The sequence below is a fragment of the Citrobacter sp. CFNIH10 genome (assembly GCF_002934585.1).
In the GTDB taxonomy this organism is placed as follows: Bacteria; Pseudomonadota; Gammaproteobacteria; order Enterobacterales; family Enterobacteriaceae; genus Citrobacter_A; species Citrobacter_A amalonaticus.
In genome coordinates this window covers 839,410-857,998 of the sequence record NZ_CP026216.1, presented here as the reverse complement: position 1 = coordinate 857,998, position 18,589 = coordinate 839,410, and the positions used below count along the sequence as shown (strand labels likewise).

Genomic DNA, 18,589 nt, shown 5'->3' with positions numbered 1-18,589 from the left:
AGGCGCCGCAGCGCCTTTTTTATTTAGAACAGTTCGTGTGTCTCACCACCGTCAGTGATGGTCGTTCCCACCTCATGCACCGCCTGCTGTGTCGGCTGCGTGCCTTCGATGAAATATTCTGCCCGACTGTTACCGCCGTTTGCCAGTTGTCCGGTGCTGCGATCGATATTGACCGTGATGATGCCTGGTGGCGGCGTCAGCGGCTCCTCAGGAACCCCTTCCAGCACCACTTTCATGTAAGCATCCCACGCGGGTTGCGCACTTTTCGCACCGCCTTCGTAGCCAGAGATTTGATCTTTGATCGCGCCAGAGGCGGTGGTGCGCCCCAGGTCACGGCGGTGATCGTCAAATCCAATCCATACGGAGGTGACTACCCCTGGACCGTAGCCGGAGAACCAGGCGTCTTTCGAGCTGTTGGTGGTCCCGGTTTTACCGCCGATATCGTGGCGATTCAGATCACGACCTGCACGCCAGCCGGTACCCATCCAGCCGGGTTCGCCGAAAATGTTGGTATTCAGCGCGCTCTTGATCAGGAAAGCCAGCGGCGTGTTGATCACGTGCGGTGCGTACTCTTGCGCCCCGGTCTGCGCCACTAACGCCTGATTTGCCTGCTCCAGTTTGGGCATTGGCACGGCGGCGTTCTGCTGCTCGCCAGAGATGGAGACATCTTCGACGTTGCTGTTTTCCAGAACGTTGGATTTCTGGGTATCACCGTAAATCACCGGAATATCACACTCCGGGCAGGCGATTTTCGGCTTCGCTTCGAAAATTACGCCGTTCTGGTCCGTTTCGATCTTGCTGATGAAATAGGGATCGACCAGGAAGCCGCCGTTCGACATGACGGCATAACCACGCGCCACCTGTAGCGGGGTAAATGACGCGGAGCCCAGCGCCAGGGATTCGGTACGCACAATGTTTTGTGCCGGGAAGCCGAAACGCTGCAGATATTCCGCCGCGTAGTCCACGCCCATGGCCCGCATGGCGCGTACCATTACCACGTTTTTCGATTCGCCCAGCCCCTGACGTAAACGAATCGGGCCTGCGTACTGCGGTGGTGAGTTTTTCGGACGCCAGTCGGAACCGGCGCCAGCATCCCAGCGAGAAATTGGCACGTCGTTCAGCATACTCGCCAGCGTCAGACCTTTGTCCATCGCGGCAGTGTAGAGGAACGGCTTAATGTTAGAACCGACCTGACGCAGCGCCTGAGTGGCACGGTTGAACTTGCTCTGGTTAAAGTCAAAACCGCCGACCAGCGCCAGCACGGCGCCGTTTTTCGGATTGATTGAGACCAGCGCGGAGTTCACATCCGGAACCTGCGCCAGCCACCAGGCTTCGCCCATCTTCCGCACCCAGATCTGCTGACCGGTCTGCACCGCGTCAGTGACCTTACGCGGCGTCGGGCCTTGCTGAGTATCCGAACGATAAGGACGCGCCCAACGAATGCCTTCCATCCGCAGCGAGACCGAAGTGCCGTCTGCCAGAGTCGCCGTCGCTTCCTGCGGGTTTGCACTGGTGATCACCGCTGGCAGCAACGGCCCGTAAGTTGGCAGCGCTTTCAGCGTATCGGTGATTTTCTTACTGTCCCATGCGGTTTCACCCACTTTCCACAGCACGTTGGCCGGACCGCGATAGCCGTGGCGCATGTCATAGTCCAGCACATTATTACGTACCGCCTGTTGCGCGGCCTGCTGCACCTTACGGGTGATCGTGGTGTAAATGCGGTAACCGTCTTCATAGGCGTTTTCGCCATAACGGTTGTACATCTCCTGACGCACCATTTCTGACAGGTACGGGGCGGAGAAGGCGATTTCCGGCGCATGATAGTTGGCGTCGATCGGCTCATTCCGCGCCTGATCGTACTGTGCCTGAGTGATGTACCCTTCGCTCAGCATGCGCGACAGCACCACGTTACGACGTGCGGTCGCGCGGTCCATCGAATAAAGCGGGTTAAAGGTAGAAGGCGCTTTCGGCAGGCCGGCAATTACCGCGATCTCACCCAGATCCAACTGGTCGACTGATTTACCGAAATAGACCTGCGCCGCCGCCCCGACGCCATAAGCGCGGTAACCGAGGTAGATCTTGTTCAGATAGAGTTCGAGGATCTCATCTTTACTCAGCAATTGCTCAATGCGGATCGCCAGGAACACTTCCTTAATCTTACGCATCAACGTGCGTTCAGGACTGAGGAAGAAATTTCTTGCGAGCTGCTGCGTGATGGTACTCGCCCCTTGCGAGGCGTGACCGGAGAACAGCGCTACGCTTGCCGCACGGAAAATCCCCACCGGGTCAACGCCGTGGTGCTCATAGAAACGACTGTCTTCTGTGGCGATAAAGGCTTTGACCATTTCCGGCGGGATCTGATTGAGCGTCACCGGAATACGACGTTTTTCACCATATTGCGCAATGAGCTCGCCATCTGCGCTGTAAACCTGCATCGGGATCTGCAAACGCACATCTTTAAGCGTCGCGACGTCAGGTAACTGTGGCTCAATATAGCGATAGAGGCCATAAATCGAGCCTGCTCCCAGCAGGATGCAACATACTGCAAGGATCAATAAATACTTTACGAACTTCACCGGAGATTTCCCATTTAGTTTCATTTGGGCAGTTTATAAACAACCGCGCGGTAGTATAAAGGCAAGCCAGACGCATTGATATACCCGTGAGAGCGACGGGTGATAAGGAGATCATCAGCAATGGCTTTCAGATTCTGGCAAGTCGGCCTGCACATTCAGCCACACGAAGCCCTGGCGGTTGCCGTCGTTCGCGGCGCGTCAGGTTGGTATCTACAGCGCTGGTGGCGTCTGCCGCTGGCACAACACACAATCAGCGACGGACATTTCCACGACGCCGAACAACTTGTGGCGGTGTTACAACCGTGGAGTCGCGAGCTGCCGCAACGCCACCATATACACCTCTCTTTTCCTGCGAGTCGGACGCGGCAAAAGCGCTTTCCCCGCCCTTCAATGTCGCTTCGCGAGCGTGAACAAACGGTCTGGTTGACCGGTTCGATGGCGCGTGAACTGGATATGGAGTCGGCAGCTCTGCGCTTTGACTATAGCGAAGATGCGCTCGCCCCGGCCTATACGGTCACCGCCGCGCAGGACAAAGAGATTTCGGCTCTGTTAACGCTGGCGAAAACACTCGGTGTAAACGTCACGGCGATCACCCCAGATGCCTGCGCATTGCAGCGTCTGCTGCCTTTTCTTTCCCCGGAACAAACCTGCCTGGTGTGGCGCGATGACACGCAGTGGCTGTGGGCGACGCGCAACGCATGGGGGCGCAAATCGCGGGCAGAGATAGCTCATCTTCACGACCTGGCAGCCGGACTCTCCCTCAGAAGCGAAGAGGTGGCGCTCTGCGCAGACGAGGGGTTTGACCCCTGGCGGGCGGTTTCAATTCGTCAGCCTCCCGTACCCAGGGAAGGTCATGCATTCGCCGTTGCGCTTGGACTGGCGCTGGGAGAAATGCGTTGATGCATCCTCCCGTCAATTTTTTGCCCTGGCGGCAACAGCGGCGTAATGCCTGTCTGCGTATGTGGGGTGGGCTATTCGGCGCATCAGCGGCGATCGTGCTGGCACTAACGCTGATCGGATATCTCGCCCGCGCCACGAGCGGGCAGGCAAATGGGGTGTTGTTGCAGGCGGAGCAACAACTTGCCACGGCGCTTACGACAGTGAAACCCCGGCTTGAGGCGCGCCAGCGTCAGGCGCAGCAGGTCATTCAACGAGACAGATTGCGCGAGCAGACCCGCCGCTGGCAGCCCGCGCTGGAAAGTCTTGCGTTGAGTGTGCCGGCACAGGCCTGGCTAACCAGTATGGACTACCAGCAGAGCTCACTGGAACTCAGTGGAAAAGCGCTCACCTTTTCTGCGCTCAGCGCACTGGAAGCCGCCCTGCGCGACTCGCCGATGTTTGAGATAAACCATACCGGCGCCACCCTGCAGGATGCGCAGGGATACTGGCAGTTCCAGTACCGTGTGATATGGAGAGAAGCGCATGATCGCCCTCTTTGACACCTGGTGCGCTTTTTCGCCGCGTACCCGCATTGTCTGCTGGGTAAGTTGGGTGGCTGCGTTAAGTACGATCGCGTTGTCTTTTCTGTTCTTCCCGGGAATGCGTGATGAGGGTGCGCTTAGCCAGCAACGGGTGGCCAACCGCCAGCTCAGTTCAACGTTGTATCACCTCTCTGGCGCGCAGGCAGAGGCACAGCTTTCATCGGCATCGCAAACGCCGGTGTTTTCACCGCTCACGCTTCAGGTGCCGAATATGCAGCTACTGTACTGGCGTCCATCGGCGCAGGGCGGAGAACTTGCGGTGAAGGCGCCTTGGAAGGCGATGGTGTCATTGTTCGGATACCTGGCGGCGCGAGGCATGTCCGTGAGTGCATTTTCGCTGAAAGCAGAAAACGACGAGCGAGTGTTAACGCTCAGGCTGGAGTCTCTCCATGAAGGGTAAGAACGCGGTGTTGGTGGCTCTTTCATTGTTGATGCTGACCGGCATGCGCGATCCGTTCCGCCAGCCTGAAGATCATTGCCATGGTGCCGAGCTGGCGCAATGGCAATACCAGGGGATGGTGAGCAGGGGAGAGCGAAATATTGGACTGCTTCAGGACGGGCAGCATCACTGGCGGCGTGTCGAGCAACATGAGGTTCTGGATAATGGCTGGACTATCGTGCAACTCACGGCACAGACGCTGACAGTGAGCACAGGTAAAGAGTGTGACCCGCCCCAGTGGCAGTGGCAACGACAAGGAGAGGGTAATGAAGCAATGGATACTGGTGGTGTTGATCGCCATCCTGCAGCCGGTTCAGGCCGGAAAAAACCAGAACGTGACGCTGGTGGTGGATGACGTGCCCGTCACGCAGGTTCTTCAGGCACTGGCTGAACAGGAGCGAAAAAACCTCGTGATATCGCCGGATGTCAGCGGCGTGGTGTCGTTGCATCTGACGGATGTCCCGTGGAAACAGGCGCTCCAGACGGTAGTGAAAAGCGCTGGACTGGTGTTACGTCAGGAAGGGGCGATTTTACATGTGCATTCCGAGAGCTGGCAGAGCGAAGAGGCGGCGCGACAGGAGGCGGAGGTCGCAAGACGCCAGGCGAACTTACCGCTGGAGAATCGGCATATTGCCCTGCATTACGCCGATGCCACTGAACTGGCGAAAGCGGGGGATAAACTGCTGAGTGCCAAAGGTAGCCTCACGGTAGATAAGCGTACCAATCGACTGCTGGTCAGGGATAACTCGCCGACGCTGGCGCTGGTGGAACAGTGGGTGGCACAAATGGATCTCCCGATAGAACAGGTCGAACTGGCGGCGCATATCGTCACCATTAATGAAAAAAGTCTGCGTGAACTGGGGGTGAAATGGACACTGGCAGAGGCCGAGAAGGCCGGTGCGGTGTGGCAAGTGACAACGATAGCCAGCGATCTCTCGGTCGCGAATGCGACCACCCGCGTCGGGTTCAATATTGGTCGTATTAATGGGCGGTTGCTGGATCTGGAGCTGTCTGCACTGGAGCAACAGCAGCAGCTCGATATTATCGCCAGTCCGCGACTGCTGGCTTCTCACCTACAGCCTGCCAGCATCAAGCAAGGGAGCGAGATCCCCTATCAGGTTTCCAGCGGCGAAAGCGGTGCGACGTCGGTGGAATTTAAAGAGGCCGTGCTAGGGATGGAAGTCACCCCAACGGTTTTACCGAAGGGGCGGATCCGCCTGAAGCTACGTATCAGTCAGAACATGCCGGGGCAGATGCTGCAACAAGCGGATGGCGAGGTACTGGCCATCGATAAGCAGGAAATTGAAACGCAGGTCGAGGTGAAAAGTGGAGAGACGCTGGCGCTGGGCGGCATTTTTTCAAACAAGAGTAAAACCGGGAAGGACAGTATTCCGCTGTTAGGTGATATTCCCTGGTTTGGACAACTCTTTCGCCACGATGGGAAAGAAAACGAACGTCGTGAGCTGGTGGTATTTATTACGCCCAGATTGGTCTCGACAGAATGATTTATGCATGAAACACCGTTGTTTTTGCACTTAACTCGTTTCAGGGATTTGACGTGCGCAGCTATTTAGCATACAAGGAGTACCGATTTGAGAGTCGGTACTTCTCATCGCCGTCCGGCAATGCCGACTCGGGTTGTCTACAATCTGGTTTGATGATTTATTCAGTTGCCAAACCTGCTTGAGTATTGAGATAATTTTCAGTCTGACTCTCGCAATATCTTATGAGGTTTCAGTTCATGTCCTGCTGCGCTCAGTGTCTGCGACGCGGGTTTATCATTAACGAATAGTCTTAGTAGTACCGAAAAAATGGCAGAGAAACGCAATATCTTTCTGGTTGGGCCTATGGGTGCCGGAAAAAGCACTATTGGGCGCCAGTTAGCTCAACAACTCAATATGGAATTTTACGATTCTGATCAAGAGATTGAGAAACGAACCGGAGCTGATGTGGGCTGGGTCTTCGACGTAGAAGGTGAAGACGGCTTCCGCGATCGTGAAGAGAAAGTCATCAACGAATTGACGGAAAAACAGGGTATTGTGCTGGCTACCGGTGGTGGCTCTGTAAAATCGCGTGAAACCCGTAATCGTCTTTCCGCGCGTGGCGTCGTGGTCTATCTCGAAACGACCATCGAAAAACAACTTGCGCGTACGCAGCGCGATAAAAAACGTCCGCTGTTGCAGGTAGAAGCGCCGCCTCGTGAAGTTCTGGAAGCGTTGGCCGACGAACGCAATCCGCTGTATGAAGAGATTGCCGACGTAACCATTCGTACCGATGATCAGAGCGCCAAAGTCGTTGCAAACCAGATTATTCATATGCTGGAAAGCAACTGATTCTGGCTTAATACACACTCGGTAAGCGGGTATAAGTCATTAAGGTGGATGTCGCGTCATGGAGAGGATTACCGTCACTCTCGGGGAACGTAGTTACCCTATCACCATCGCGGCTGGTTTGTTTAACGAACCAGCTTCATTCTTACCGCTGAAATCGGGCGATCAGGTTATGTTGGTCACCAACGAAACCCTGGCTCCCCTTTATCTTGATAAGATTAGCAGCGTACTTGAACAAGCGGGTGTGAACGTTGATAGCGTCATCCTGCCTGACGGCGAGCAGTACAAAAGCCTGACGGTGCTGGATACGGTATTCACCGCCTTGCTGCAAAAACCGCATGGTCGTGATACGACGCTGGTCGCACTGGGCGGCGGCGTCATTGGCGACCTGACCGGTTTTGCCGCTGCCAGCTATCAGCGCGGTGTACGCTTCATCCAGGTCCCGACGACACTTTTGTCGCAGGTTGACTCCTCCGTTGGCGGTAAAACCGCCGTAAACCATCCCCTCGGCAAAAACATGATCGGCGCGTTTTACCAGCCGGCCTCCGTGGTGGTGGATCTCGACTGTCTGAAAACGCTCCCTGCCCGTGAACTGGCATCCGGTCTGGCGGAAGTGATCAAGTACGGCATTATCCTGGATGGCGAATTCTTTAGCTGGCTGGAGGAGAATCTGGATGCGCTACTGCGTCTGGACGGACCGGCAATGGCCTGGTGTATTCGTCGTTGTTGTGAGCTGAAAGCCGAAGTTGTTGCCGCAGACGAGCGCGAAACCGGCTTACGTGCTTTACTGAATCTGGGGCACACGTACGGTCATGCCATTGAAGCTGAAATGGGTTATGGCAATTGGTTACATGGTGAAGCGGTCGCAGCAGGTATGGTAATGGCTGCGCGGACGTCGGAACGTCTGGGGCAGTTTGCGCCAGAAGATACGCAGCGCATCATCACGTTACTTAAACGTGCCGGCTTGCCGGTCCACGGACCGCGCGAGATGTCCGCGCAGGCTTACCTGCCGCACATGTTGCGTGATAAAAAAGTGTTGGCGGGAGAAATGCGCTTAGTCCTTCCGCTGGCGATAGGGAAAAGTGAAGTACGCGGCGGCGTGTCGCACGAGGTGGTTCTTAACGCTATTGCTGATTGCCAGCAGGCGTAACAACAAGAAAGGCGGACTGATACGGCTCACGTATCGGCCATTTAGATTCAGGTTAGTTGCAACGTCGTAAGCATTAGCCTTTGAGTGGGGTGTTAAATGGATGAATTCAAACCAGAAGACGAGCTGAAACCCGATCCCAGCGATCGTCGTACTGGTCGTTCTCGTCAATCTTCAGAACGCGGAGAACCGCAGATCAACTTTGATGATGTTGATCTGGACGCTGACGATCGCCGTCCTGCACGCGGGCGTAAAGAACGCCTTGATGAGCAAGAGAGGGAAGAGGATTACGAATCCGATGATGAAGAGTTCGTGGATGAAGAACGCGTCGAGCGTCGTCCGCGTAAGCGTAAAAAAGCCGCCGGTAAACCTGCTTCTCGTCAGTACATGATGATGGGCGTGGGCGTGCTGGTCCTGCTGCTGCTGATCATCGGTATTGGCTCCGCGCTGAAAGCGCCTTCCACCCCGTCTTCAAGTGAACAAACGGCGTCTGGCGAGAAGAATATCGATCTCACCGGCAATGCCGCTGACCAGGCAAACGGCGCCCAACCCGCTCCGGGAAGCACTTCCGCTGAACAGACTGCGGGTAACACGCAGCAGGATGTTTCTTTGCCACCAATCTCCTCCACGCCAACGCAGGGTCAAACGCCTGTGACCACAGAAGGTCAACAGCGTGTAGAAGTGCAGGGCGATCTGAATAATGCACTGACGCAACCGCAGGGTCAGGAACAGCTAAATAATGTGGCGGTAAACTCTACGCTGCCAACAGAACCGGCGACCGTTGCGCCCGTGCGTAATGGTACTGCGTCAAGCCAGACGGCGACGGCACCCGCCGCCAGCGCCCAGCGACCTGAACGTAAACAGGCTGTGATCGAGCCGAAGAAACCGCAGACCACCGCGAAAACGACGTCCGCAGCACCGAAACCGGCGGCTCAGCCTAAACGGACTGAACCCGCAGCGCCTACGGCCACGACGACGCCAAAAGCGACGGTCAGCACCGCACCGGCACAGACAGCAGCGCCCGCGCAAACGCCAGCACCTGCTCAGACCGCGCCAGCGGCAACGGCAGGTAGCGCATCTGGCGCTAAAAGCGCCGGTAACGTCGGATCGCTGAAGTCCGCACCGTCCAGTCATTACACCCTGCAGCTCAGCAGCTCTTCAAACTACGACAACCTGAATGGTTGGGCGAAGAAAGAGAATCTGAAAAACTATGTGGTGTATCAGACGACGCGTAACGGCCAACCGTGGTATGTTCTGGTGTCTGGCGTGTATGCCTCGAAAGAAGATGCGAAACGCGCGGTTTCCACGCTGCCAGCCGATGTGCAGGCAAAAAATCCGTGGGCCAAACCGTTGCATCAGGTACAGGCCGATCTGAAATAATGTTAAAGCGCAGGATGCTGTCGGAGCTTTCTCCACAGCCGGAGAAGGTGTAATTAGTTAGTCAGCATGAAAAAAAATCGCGCTTTTCTGAAGTGGGCAGGGGGTAAATATCCCCTGCTTGACGACATCAAACGGCATTTACCGCAGGGCGAATGCCTGGTCGAACCCTTTGTGGGTGCAGGGTCGGTGTTTCTTAACACCGACTTTTCTCGTTATATTCTTGCCGATATCAATAGCGACCTCATCAGTCTCTATAAGATCGTGAAGACCCGTACCGACGAGTACGTGAAGGCTTCCCGTGAACTGTTTAACCCGGAAACCAATCAGGCTGAGCTCTACTATCAGTTCCGTGAAGAGTTCAACGCCAGCCAGGATCCTTTCCGTCGTGCGGTTCTGTTCCTGTATCTGAACCGATATGGTTACAACGGCCTGTGCCGGTATAATCTGCGCGGTGAGTTTAACGTGCCGTTTGGACGTTACAAAAAGCCTTACTTCCCGGAAGCTGAGTTGTATCACTTTGCGGAAAAAGCGCAGAATGCGGAATTCCACTGCCTCTCATATGATGAGTGTATGGAGCAAGCGGATGCGAACTCGGTTGTCTATTGCGATCCGCCCTACGCCCCGCTGTCAGCAACGGCGAATTTCACCGCGTATCATACCAATAGCTTCAGCCCGAAAGAGCAGGCCCATCTGGCTAAAATGGCCGAAAAGCTGGTCAGTAAGCAGATCCCGGTGTTAATTTCGAACCATGACACGCCGGATACCCGCGAATGGTATAAAGCGGCGGAACATTTTCAGGTCAAAGTGCGACGCAGTATAAGCAGCAACGGCGGCACACGTAAAAAGGTGGACGAACTGCTGGCTCTGTACAAACCAGGAGTCGTTTCACCCGCGAATAAATAATTCTCAAGGAGAAGCGGATGAAACAGTATTTGATTGCCCCCTCAATCCTGTCGGCTGATTTTGCTCGCCTGGGTGAGGACACCGCGAAAGCTCTGGCTGCCGGTGGTGACGTCGTGCATTTTGACGTCATGGACAACCACTATGTACCGAATCTGACCATGGGTCCGATGGTACTGAAATCCCTGCGTAAATATGGCATTACGGCTCCCATCGATGTGCATCTGATGGTGAAACCTGTCGATCGAATCATCCCGGATTTCGCAGCCGCGGGCGCCAGCATCATTACCTTTCATCCGGAAGCCTCCGAACACGTTGACCGATCGCTGCAACTGATTAAAGAGCACGGCTGTAAAGCCGGGCTGGTCTTCAATCCGGCGACACCATTAAGCTATCTGGACTATGTAATGGACAAGCTGGATGTGATCCTGTTGATGTCCGTTAACCCAGGCTTTGGCGGTCAATCTTTCATTCCGCAAACGCTGGACAAACTGCGAGAAGTCCGTCGTCGCATTGACGAGTCGGGTTACGACATTCGCCTCGAAGTGGATGGCGGCGTGAAGGTGAGTAACATAGCTGAAATCGCCGCCGCAGGAGCCGATATGTTTGTCGCCGGTTCCGCCGTCTTCGATCAGCCAGACTACAAAAAAGTCATTGATGACATGCGCAGCGAACTGGCGAAGGTAAGTCATGGATAAATTGCAGGATATTCGGGGCGTTGCCTTTGACCTCGACGGAACGCTGGTGGACAGCGCGCCGGGATTGAGCGCCGCAGTGGACATGGCGCTGTATGCGCTGGAGCTGCCGGTTGCCGGTGAAGAGCGCGTCATTACCTGGATTGGTAATGGTGCTGATGTATTGATGGAGCGGGCGTTAACCTGGTCTCGTCAGGAGCGCGCCACACTTCGTAAGACGATGGGCAAGCCGCCGGTCGATGAAGATATTCCCGCCGAGGAGCAGGTCCGTATACTGCGTAAGCTATTTGACCGCTACTACGGAGATGTCGCAGAAGAAGGGACGTTTCTGTTCCCTGATGTCGCCGACGCGCTGGGCGCACTGCACGCCAAAGGACTGCCGCTCGGTCTGGTGACCAACAAGCCGACGCCGTTTGTTGCGCCATTGCTCGACGCGCTGGATATCAGTAAATATTTCAGCGTCGTTATTGGCGGTGACGACGTCCAGAACAAAAAACCGCATCCGGATCCGCTGCTGCTGGTGGCAAGTAAGCTCGGCATTGCGCCAGAGCAATTGCTCTTCGTGGGGGATTCGCGTAATGATATTCAGGCGGCAAAAGCCGCTGGCTGCCCGTCCGTTGGCCTCACCTATGGTTACAACTATGGTGAACCCATCGCGCTGAGCCAGCCAGACGTCATGTATGACCGCATTAATGAACTACTGCCCGCTCTCGGGCTTCCGCATAGCGAAAATCAGGAATCGAAAAATGACTAAGCCCATCGTTTTTAGTGGCGCACAGCCCTCAGGTGAATTGACCATTGGTAACTACATGGGTGCACTGCGTCAGTGGGTGAACATGCAGGATGATTACCATTGCATCTATTGTATCGTTGACCAGCATGCTATCACCGTTCGTCAGGATGCCCAGCAACTGCGTAAAGCGACGCTGGATACGCTGGCGCTCTACCTCGCGTGTGGTATCGATCCTGAGAAAAGCACCATTTTCGTTCAGTCTCATGTGCCTGAACATGCGCAACTGAGCTGGGCGCTGAACTGCTACACCTACTTTGGCGAACTGAGCCGTATGACCCAGTTCAAAGATAAGTCAGCGCGCTACGCTGAGAACATCAACGCTGGTCTGTTTGACTACCCGGTACTGATGGCAGCAGATATCCTGCTGTATCAGACCAACCTGGTGCCGGTGGGCGAAGACCAGAAACAGCACCTGGAACTGAGCCGCGATATCGCTCAGCGTTTCAACGCGCTGTATGGCGACATCTTCAAAGTTCCTGAGCCGTTTATTCCTAAATCAGGCGCCCGCGTGATGTCTCTGTTGGAGCCGACGAAAAAGATGTCCAAGTCGGACGACAACCGCAACAACGTGATTGGCCTGCTGGAAGATCCGAAATCCGTGGTCAAGAAGATTAAACGCGCGGTAACGGATTCCGAAGAGCCGCCGGTGGTGCGCTACGATGTGCAGAACAAGGCGGGCGTCTCTAACCTGCTGGATATTCTCTCCGCCGTGACCGGACAGAGTATTCCGGAACTGGAAAAACAGTTTGAAGGCAAGATGTATGGTCACCTGAAAGGCGAAGTCGCCGATGCGGTATCCGGCATGCTGACCGAGTTGCAGGAGCGTTATTATCGTTACCGTAACGACGAAGCCTTCCTGCAACAGGTGATGAAAGACGGCGCGGAAAAAGCGGGCGCGCGTGCATCAGCTACGCTGAAAGCGGTTTATGAAGCGATTGGTTTTGTTGCCAGGCCGTAACGGGTACGCGAAATGAAAAAACCGGGAGATTCCCGGTTTTTTTGTATCGGCGCAATGATCAGCGAGATTATTCTGCGGTCGGGCCGCAGCCGCCAATCATCTTAGAAATAGAAATGGCAGGGTGCAGAAGATAGTCATAAGAGCAGGTCTTATTACGGTTTTCGATGTGACCTGTACAAGCTGTCAGGGTTGCCAGTGCCGCACCTAAGAGTGCCATTTTGATAAATGTGTTCATTTACATTCCCTATGTAAAAAATATAATTTTTTAACCATCAATTGAATTAGTGAATCTTCATTCGCTAACCGGGGTCGACGATAACGTAATCTATTTTTCGCGTCAGTAAGGGAATAGGCATGCGGGAGGGGTGGAAGGGGTAATCATTTTAAAATTAATGAGTTAATATAATGTCCGGATCTGGAGCTTGTATTTTAGGGCCAAAAAAATAAGGCCAGACGATGCTGACCTTACCGACAATTAAGGCTTAGTGATTAGAGAACCAGTTTAGTTTTTCACGTAATCCCACCACGCGCCCCACAATGATTAGCGCCGGGCTTGCAACCTGTGTTGCCAGTTCGCCGAGATTATTCAGTTCACCTTTGACTACCCGCTGTTTCACCGAGGTGCCGTTTTCAACCAGTGCGACCGGCATATCGGCCTGCATGCCAAATTCGATCAGTTTTTGCTGGATAGTGGCCGCCTGATTTAGCCCCATGTAAAACACCAACGTCTGTTTTTCTGCCGCCAGGTTTTCCCAGTCCAGTTCGCCGCCGGTCTTCAGGTGCCCGGTAACCAGACGTACGCTCTGGGCGTAGTCACGGTGTGTCAGCGGAATGCCGGAGTAGGCGGAACAGCCGGATGCCGCGGTTATTCCCGGCACCACGGAAAACGGAATACCGGCATGGCACAGTGTTTCCAGCTCCTCACCACCACGACCAAAGATAAACGGGTCACCGCCTTTCAGACGGACGACACGTTTGCCCTGTTGCGCTTCACGCAGCAGGATTTGGTTAATTTCCTCCTGCGGCACGCAGTGATAACCCGCGCGTTTACCGACAAACACACGGTCGGCGTCGCGACGCACCAGGTTCATGATGTCGTCAGACACCAGACGGTCATAGACCACCACATCGGCCTGCTGGATCTGCTGCAACCCTTTTAGCGTCAGAAGTCCGGCATCGCCAGGGCCTGCACCCACCAGCACCACTTCACCGCGATGATCCAACGGCTCGCTGAGCATCTGCTCGGTGGTTTCTTCTACCGCTTTATGGTCGGCATTCGCCAGCGACTGTGCCAGCCTGTCGTTTACAAACAGCTTTTCCCAGAAGCGGCGACGTTCACCCATCGTGGCAAACTGTTTTTTCACCCGGGAACGAAGTTGCCCGGCATAATGTGCAACCTGACCCAAATGTTGAGGTAAAACGGATTCCAGTTTTTCACGCAGCAGACGGGCCAGCACCGGTGAGGTGCCGCCGGAAGAGACCGCCACCATTAGCGGTGAACGGTCGATAATCGATGGCATGATGAAACTGGCGGCTTTCGGCGCATCCACGACGTTACAGAAGATACGGCGGGATTCTGCAGCATCGCTCACGCGCTGATTCACCGCATCATCATCGGTCGCGGCAATCGCCAGCCAGCACGGGTCGAGAAGGGCTTCATCAAACGGTCCTTCCACCAGCGTCAACATGTTTTCATTTGCCCATACGGTGAACTGCGGAATAAACGCCAGCGCATTAACCGTTAAACGAGCGCCTGCTTCCAGCAGTAACCGTGCTTTGCGTTCTGCGACATCACCACCGCCGACAATCAGACAGTCGCGGTCGCGTAGTTGACAAAATATAGGCAAATGATCCACGACATTACCCCTTAATTATTGGCTGTAGCCTCAGTTTGGTTGATTTTTGCCGGAGCAGGTCGCTCCGATTTTGGCGTAGCATACCAATAACCTAACCCCATGAACACGACACCGGACAAAGTATTGCCGAGTGTTACCCACAGCAGGTTATGACCAATCCCCGCCAGGGTATAGGCTTCGCTGTGGTGTCCGAACCAGGAGAGGGCGAACAGCGTCATGTTGGCAACTGAGTGTTCATAGCCGGACGCGATAAATGCCAGCAGACACCACCAGATAGCGATAAATTTCGCAGCGCCTTCAGTACGGATCGCCATCCAGATTGCCAGACAAACCAACCAGTTACACAGCGCGCCTTTGAAGAACAGTACCGTTGCCGGCGCCGTGGTTTTCGCCAGCGCGACCGAGTGTACGATGCTGGTATCGACCGGTAGCAGGCTACCGCCACCCCAGCTGTACAGCAGTGCGACGAACACGGAACCCACCAGGTTACCCAACCAGGTCTGCGGCAAAATCGCCCACATCTGCCCCTGGCTGATGGTGCCCGCTTTGACGCCAAGCGTCAGGAACATCGTGTGACCGGTAAACAGTTCGGAACCAGCAATAATGACCAGCGTTAAGGCAATCCCAAAGGTCGCACCCATCACCAGCGGACGCACGGACGGATCGAGTAAGTTACCGAGAGTGAAAATCAGGATGATACCGAGGCCAACGTAAGCCCCTGCCATCGCTGAACTGACCCAGAAGCCGAGCGGGTTATTTGCCGACAGGCGTGCGATGCGCGCAGCGTTAGCCGCACATTTGTTAATTGTATCTGTGAACATGACTGTGATTACCCATAAAAAATGAAATAAATACGTAACCGTAGGCCGGATAGGCCTTTATGCCGCCATCAGACCTATGAAAAAAACAGGACTGCCAATACGTTAAAAAGGGAGGCGTTGCGCCTCCCTAAAATTCATTAACTGCGCAACTGCACAATGCCGTCTTTTACCCGCGCGTCGTAGTGCGCCACGGAATGACGTTCATCCTCCATGCACAGGCCGTCGCTCAGGCGAAAGCGTTGTTTTTTCAACGGGCTGGCGACCCACAATTCGCCCTGATGTTCCGCAATCAATCCGCGAGACAGCACGCTGGATTCAAAGAACGGGTCGATGTTGCTGATCGCAAACACCTGGTCGTTGTGATACGGACGAAAAATAGCGACCTGTTCCTCACCTAACAACGCGCAGACGCCGGTTGCGGGCAGGATGTCATCAATGTGGCAGATGTTTGTCCACTGGCTCATGCGTTTTCCTCCACCAGAGTGACCGGGATGCGTTCATACGTCGTAGCCGGACGATGCTGTTCACGTTCAGGCACTACCTGGACGTTCGGATCGCGTTTATCGCTGTTGATAAAGTGTCTGAAACGCGTCTGGGCAGATGGCGTGTTGACGGTTTCCGTCCACTCGCAGACTACGGCTTCGCGCAGACGGGCCATCTCTTCTTCCAGATGTTCGTTCAGACCCAGTTTGTCGTCGATGATGACGGAACGCAGATACTCAATGCCGCCTTCCAGGTTGTCTAACCACGGGGCGGTACGGGTCAGTTTGTCCGCCGTACGGATGTAGAACATCATGAAACGGTCGAGATATTTGAGCAGCGTTTCACGATCGATATCCGCTGCCAGCAGATCCGCATGACGCGGTTTCATCCCGCCATTACCGCAGACGTACAGGTTCCAGCCTTTCTCGGTAGCGATGATACCGACGTCTTTGCCCTGGGCTTCGGCACATTCACGGGTACAGCCGGAAACGCCGAACTTCATCTTGTGCGGGGTGCGAATGCCTTTGTAGCGGTTTTCCAGCTCAACGCCGAAGCCCACGCTGTCACCCACGCCATAACGGCACCAGGTGCTGCCCACACAGGTTTTCGCCATGCGCAGCGCTTTGGCGTAGGCATGGCCGGTTTCGAAGCCAGCTTCAATCAGTTGGCGCCAGATTTCCGGCAGGTCGTCTTTTTGCGCGCCGAACAGGCCGATACGCTGAGAACCGGTGATTTTGGTGTACAGATTAAATTCACGGGCGATACGACCTACGGCAACCAGACCTTCCGGCGTGATTTCACCGCCGGCAGAGCGTGGGATCACAGAGTAGGTCCCGTCTTTCTGGATGTTCGCCAGGAAGTTGTCGTTAGTATCCTGCAGTGGGGTGTGCTGCGGTTTCAGAATGTACTCATTCCAGCAGGAAGCCAGCAAAGAGCCCACGGTCGGTTTACACACTTCGCAGCCATAACCTTTACCGTGTTTTGCCAGCAGCTCCTCGAAGGTTTTGATGCCTTCCACTCGAATCAGGTGGAACAGTTCCTGGCGCGAGTAAGCAAAGTGCTCGCACAGGTTGTTGTTCACTTCGATACCCTGTTTCGCCAGTTCGGCGTTCAGCACCTGGGTAACCAGTGGGATACAGCCGCCGCAGCCGGTACCGGCTTTGGTTTCGGCTTTCAGCGCGGCAACGGTGTGGCAGCCTTTGTTGATGGCGGCGACCAGCATCCCTTTGGTGACGTCGAAACAGGAGCAAATCTGCGCGCTGTCCGGCAGTTTATCCACGCCAATAGACGGTTTACCACTGCCGGCATGGGCCGGCAGGATCAGCGAGTCCGGGTTTTCCGGCAGTTCGATGGCATTCAGTACCAGTTGCAGCAGGTTGCCGTAATCGCTGGTATCTCCCACCAGCACAGCGCCGAGCAGGGTTTTGTTATCCTGGCTTACGATAAGGCGTTTGTAGACTTCTTTGCTTTCGTCGAGGTAAACGTAACTACGGGCACCCGGCGTGCGGCCATGTGCGTCGCCAATACCGCCTACGTCAACGCCCAGCAGTTTCAGCTTGGCGCTTAAATCTGCGCCTTCGAAGGCGTTTTCGTTATCGAGAATATGGTCAACGGCGACCTGCGCCATTTTGTAGCCCGGCGCGACCAGACCGTATACCCGGTTGTTCCAACTGGCACATTCACCGATGGCGTAGATATCCGGGTCGGACGTCTGGCAGGCATCGTTGATCACGATCCCGCCGCGTGGCGCAACCTCCAGACCACACTGGGTCGCCAGTTTGTCGCGTGGGCGAATACCGGTCGAGAAGACGATGAAGTCCACTTCCAGCTCGCTACCGTCGGCAAAACGCATCGTTTTACGGGCTTCAGTGCCTTGCTGGACGATCTCCTGGGTGTTTTTGCTGGTGTGCACGCGCACGCCCATGCTTTCAATCTTGCGACGCAACTGTTCGCCGCCCATAGGGTCAAGCTGCTCAGCCATCAGCATCGGGGCGAATTCAATCACGTGAGTTTCCACGCCGAGGTTTTTCAGCGCGCCTGCCGCTTCCAGACCTAACAGACCGCCGCCGACGACCGCACCACGCTTGCTGCGACGAGCACAGGATTCAATCGCGTTGAGGTCTTCAATGGTGCGATAAACGAAGCAGTCCTGGGTTTCGGAACCTTTAATCGGCGGGATCCACGGATAAGAACCGGTCGCCATAATCAGCTTGTCGTAGTAAACCGTACGGCCCGCACTGGAGTGAATCACTTTTTCCTGGCGGTTGATGGTAATCGCACGTTCGCCGACCAGCACGTTAACGCCGTGCTTCTCGTAAAATCCTTCGCGAACCAGAGACAGTTCTTCGGCGGTGTGGTGTGAAAAGTAGGATGACAGGTGCACACGGTCGTATGCCTTGCGGGGTTCTTCGCAGAAAACAGTAATATCAAAATTGGCAGCGTCGGATTTATCAAGAAGGTCCTCAATAAAGCGATGGCCGACCATACCATTACCGATAATAGCGAGTCTGACTTTGCTCATTTTTGCCTCGATTTCTTTTCTATTACTGCCTACCTTAACGATTCAGCACCCCCACTTATTGATGCAAATCAAATTCACCTTTATATACCTCTTAAGGAGTATATTGCTGATTTGACAGCATTTTCTTAAGTTGTGGAAATATCAGACTTTTCGCGATTGTACAAATAACGTACAAAATGAGGGGGTTTTTAGCAGAAGAGGGCTACCAC

The 18,589-nt window shown here is 54.9% G+C and carries 18 protein-coding genes; 12 read left to right on the top strand and 6 right to left on the bottom strand.

Annotated elements, in window-relative coordinates; genetic code table 11:
• Positions 1-23: 23 nt before the first annotated feature.
• Positions 24-2,576, bottom strand: coding sequence for a peptidoglycan glycosyltransferase/peptidoglycan DD-transpeptidase MrcA (gene mrcA / locus C2U53_RS07600; RefSeq protein WP_042998418.1), 2,553 nt, complete (start codon positions 2,574-2,576; stop codon positions 24-26).
• Between the two features lie 120 nt (positions 2,577-2,696).
• Here mrcA and C2U53_RS07595 point away from each other — a divergent pair, with 120 nt between their 5' ends.
• From C2U53_RS07595 to trpS, 12 genes are all read left to right on the top strand, one after another.
• Positions 2,697-3,476 carry a type II secretion system protein GspL gene (locus C2U53_RS07595; protein WP_104445770.1) on the top strand — a complete coding sequence of 260 codons (780 nt, stop codon included), beginning with the start codon at positions 2,697-2,699 and terminating at the stop codon, positions 3,474-3,476.
• The gene (locus C2U53_RS07590; RefSeq protein ID WP_042998416.1) at positions 3,476-4,015 is read left to right on the top strand and encodes a PilN domain-containing protein; all 540 of its coding nucleotides are present in this window, start codon (positions 3,476-3,478) and stop codon (positions 4,013-4,015) included. The genes C2U53_RS07595 and C2U53_RS07590 overlap by 1 nt, the downstream gene beginning before the upstream one ends.
• Entirely contained in the window at positions 3,999-4,457 is a 459-nt protein-coding gene (locus C2U53_RS07585) for a DNA utilization protein HofO (RefSeq protein ID WP_104445769.1), read from the top strand. Before C2U53_RS07590 ends, C2U53_RS07585 begins: the two co-directional genes overlap by 17 nt.
• Positions 4,447-4,851: a HofP DNA utilization family protein gene (locus C2U53_RS07580; protein ID WP_044253488.1), complete on the top strand. Its 405-nt coding sequence runs from the start codon at positions 4,447-4,449 to the stop codon at positions 4,849-4,851. Before C2U53_RS07585 ends, C2U53_RS07580 begins: the two co-directional genes overlap by 11 nt.
• Positions 4,763-6,001 (top strand): DNA uptake porin HofQ, encoded by a 1,239-nt coding sequence (gene hofQ, locus C2U53_RS07575; protein ID WP_104445768.1) that lies wholly within the window; start codon positions 4,763-4,765, stop codon positions 5,999-6,001. Before C2U53_RS07580 ends, hofQ begins: the two co-directional genes overlap by 89 nt.
• Before the next feature lie 306 nt (positions 6,002-6,307).
• A complete protein-coding gene (gene aroK / locus C2U53_RS07565; RefSeq protein ID WP_042322869.1) occupies positions 6,308-6,829 on the top strand; it encodes a shikimate kinase AroK in 522 nt (173 codons plus the stop codon).
• Positions 6,830-6,887: 58 nt separating this feature from the next.
• Complete coding sequence (gene aroB, locus C2U53_RS07560) at positions 6,888-7,976, top strand: 3-dehydroquinate synthase (protein WP_044253482.1); 1,089 nt, start codon at positions 6,888-6,890, stop codon at positions 7,974-7,976.
• A 96-nt stretch (positions 7,977-8,072) separates the two neighbouring features.
• Positions 8,073-9,353 carry a cell division protein DamX gene (gene damX, locus C2U53_RS07555; protein ID WP_042998411.1) on the top strand — a complete coding sequence of 427 codons (1,281 nt, stop codon included), beginning with the start codon at positions 8,073-8,075 and terminating at the stop codon, positions 9,351-9,353.
• A 66-nt stretch (positions 9,354-9,419) separates the two neighbouring features.
• A complete protein-coding gene (gene dam, locus C2U53_RS07550) occupies positions 9,420-10,256 on the top strand; it encodes an adenine-specific DNA-methyltransferase (RefSeq protein ID WP_042998410.1) in 837 nt (278 codons plus the stop codon).
• A 17-nt stretch (positions 10,257-10,273) separates the two neighbouring features.
• Positions 10,274-10,951 carry a ribulose-phosphate 3-epimerase gene (gene rpe / locus C2U53_RS07545; RefSeq protein WP_042998409.1) on the top strand — a complete coding sequence of 226 codons (678 nt, stop codon included), beginning with the start codon at positions 10,274-10,276 and terminating at the stop codon, positions 10,949-10,951.
• The gene (gene gph / locus C2U53_RS07540) at positions 10,944-11,702 is read left to right on the top strand and encodes a phosphoglycolate phosphatase (RefSeq protein ID WP_104445767.1); all 759 of its coding nucleotides are present in this window, start codon (positions 10,944-10,946) and stop codon (positions 11,700-11,702) included. The genes rpe and gph overlap by 8 nt, the downstream gene beginning before the upstream one ends.
• Positions 11,695-12,699, top strand: a complete 1,005-nt coding sequence (gene trpS / locus C2U53_RS07535; protein ID WP_042998407.1) for a tryptophan--tRNA ligase — start codon at positions 11,695-11,697, stop codon at positions 12,697-12,699. Before gph ends, trpS begins: the two co-directional genes overlap by 8 nt.
• 67 nt (positions 12,700-12,766) lie before the next feature.
• On the opposite strand, the gene C2U53_RS07530 is transcribed toward trpS, so the two are convergent.
• The 5 genes from C2U53_RS07530 to nirB all read right to left on the bottom strand — a co-directional run bounded on the left by C2U53_RS07530 (position 12,767) and on the right by nirB (position 18,380).
• Positions 12,767-12,934, bottom strand: a complete 168-nt coding sequence (locus C2U53_RS07530; RefSeq protein ID WP_042998406.1) for a DUF4223 family protein — start codon at positions 12,932-12,934, stop codon at positions 12,767-12,769.
• 247 nt (positions 12,935-13,181) lie between these two features.
• On the bottom strand, positions 13,182-14,555 hold the full coding sequence (cysG, locus tag C2U53_RS07525) for a siroheme synthase CysG (protein ID WP_042998405.1): 1,374 nt from the start codon (positions 14,553-14,555) through the stop codon (positions 13,182-13,184).
• A gap of 11 nt (positions 14,556-14,566) precedes the next feature.
• Positions 14,567-15,376, bottom strand: a complete 810-nt coding sequence (gene nirC / locus C2U53_RS07520; RefSeq protein ID WP_042998404.1) for a nitrite transporter NirC — start codon at positions 15,374-15,376, stop codon at positions 14,567-14,569.
• A gap of 137 nt (positions 15,377-15,513) precedes the next feature.
• Complete coding sequence (nirD, locus tag C2U53_RS07515) at positions 15,514-15,840, bottom strand: nitrite reductase small subunit NirD (RefSeq protein WP_042998403.1); 327 nt, start codon at positions 15,838-15,840, stop codon at positions 15,514-15,516.
• Positions 15,837-18,380: an NADPH-nitrite reductase large subunit gene (gene nirB, locus C2U53_RS07510; RefSeq protein WP_104445766.1), complete on the bottom strand. Its 2,544-nt coding sequence runs from the start codon at positions 18,378-18,380 to the stop codon at positions 15,837-15,839. The genes nirD and nirB overlap by 4 nt, the downstream gene beginning before the upstream one ends.
• Between the last annotated feature and the right edge of the window lie 209 nt (positions 18,381-18,589).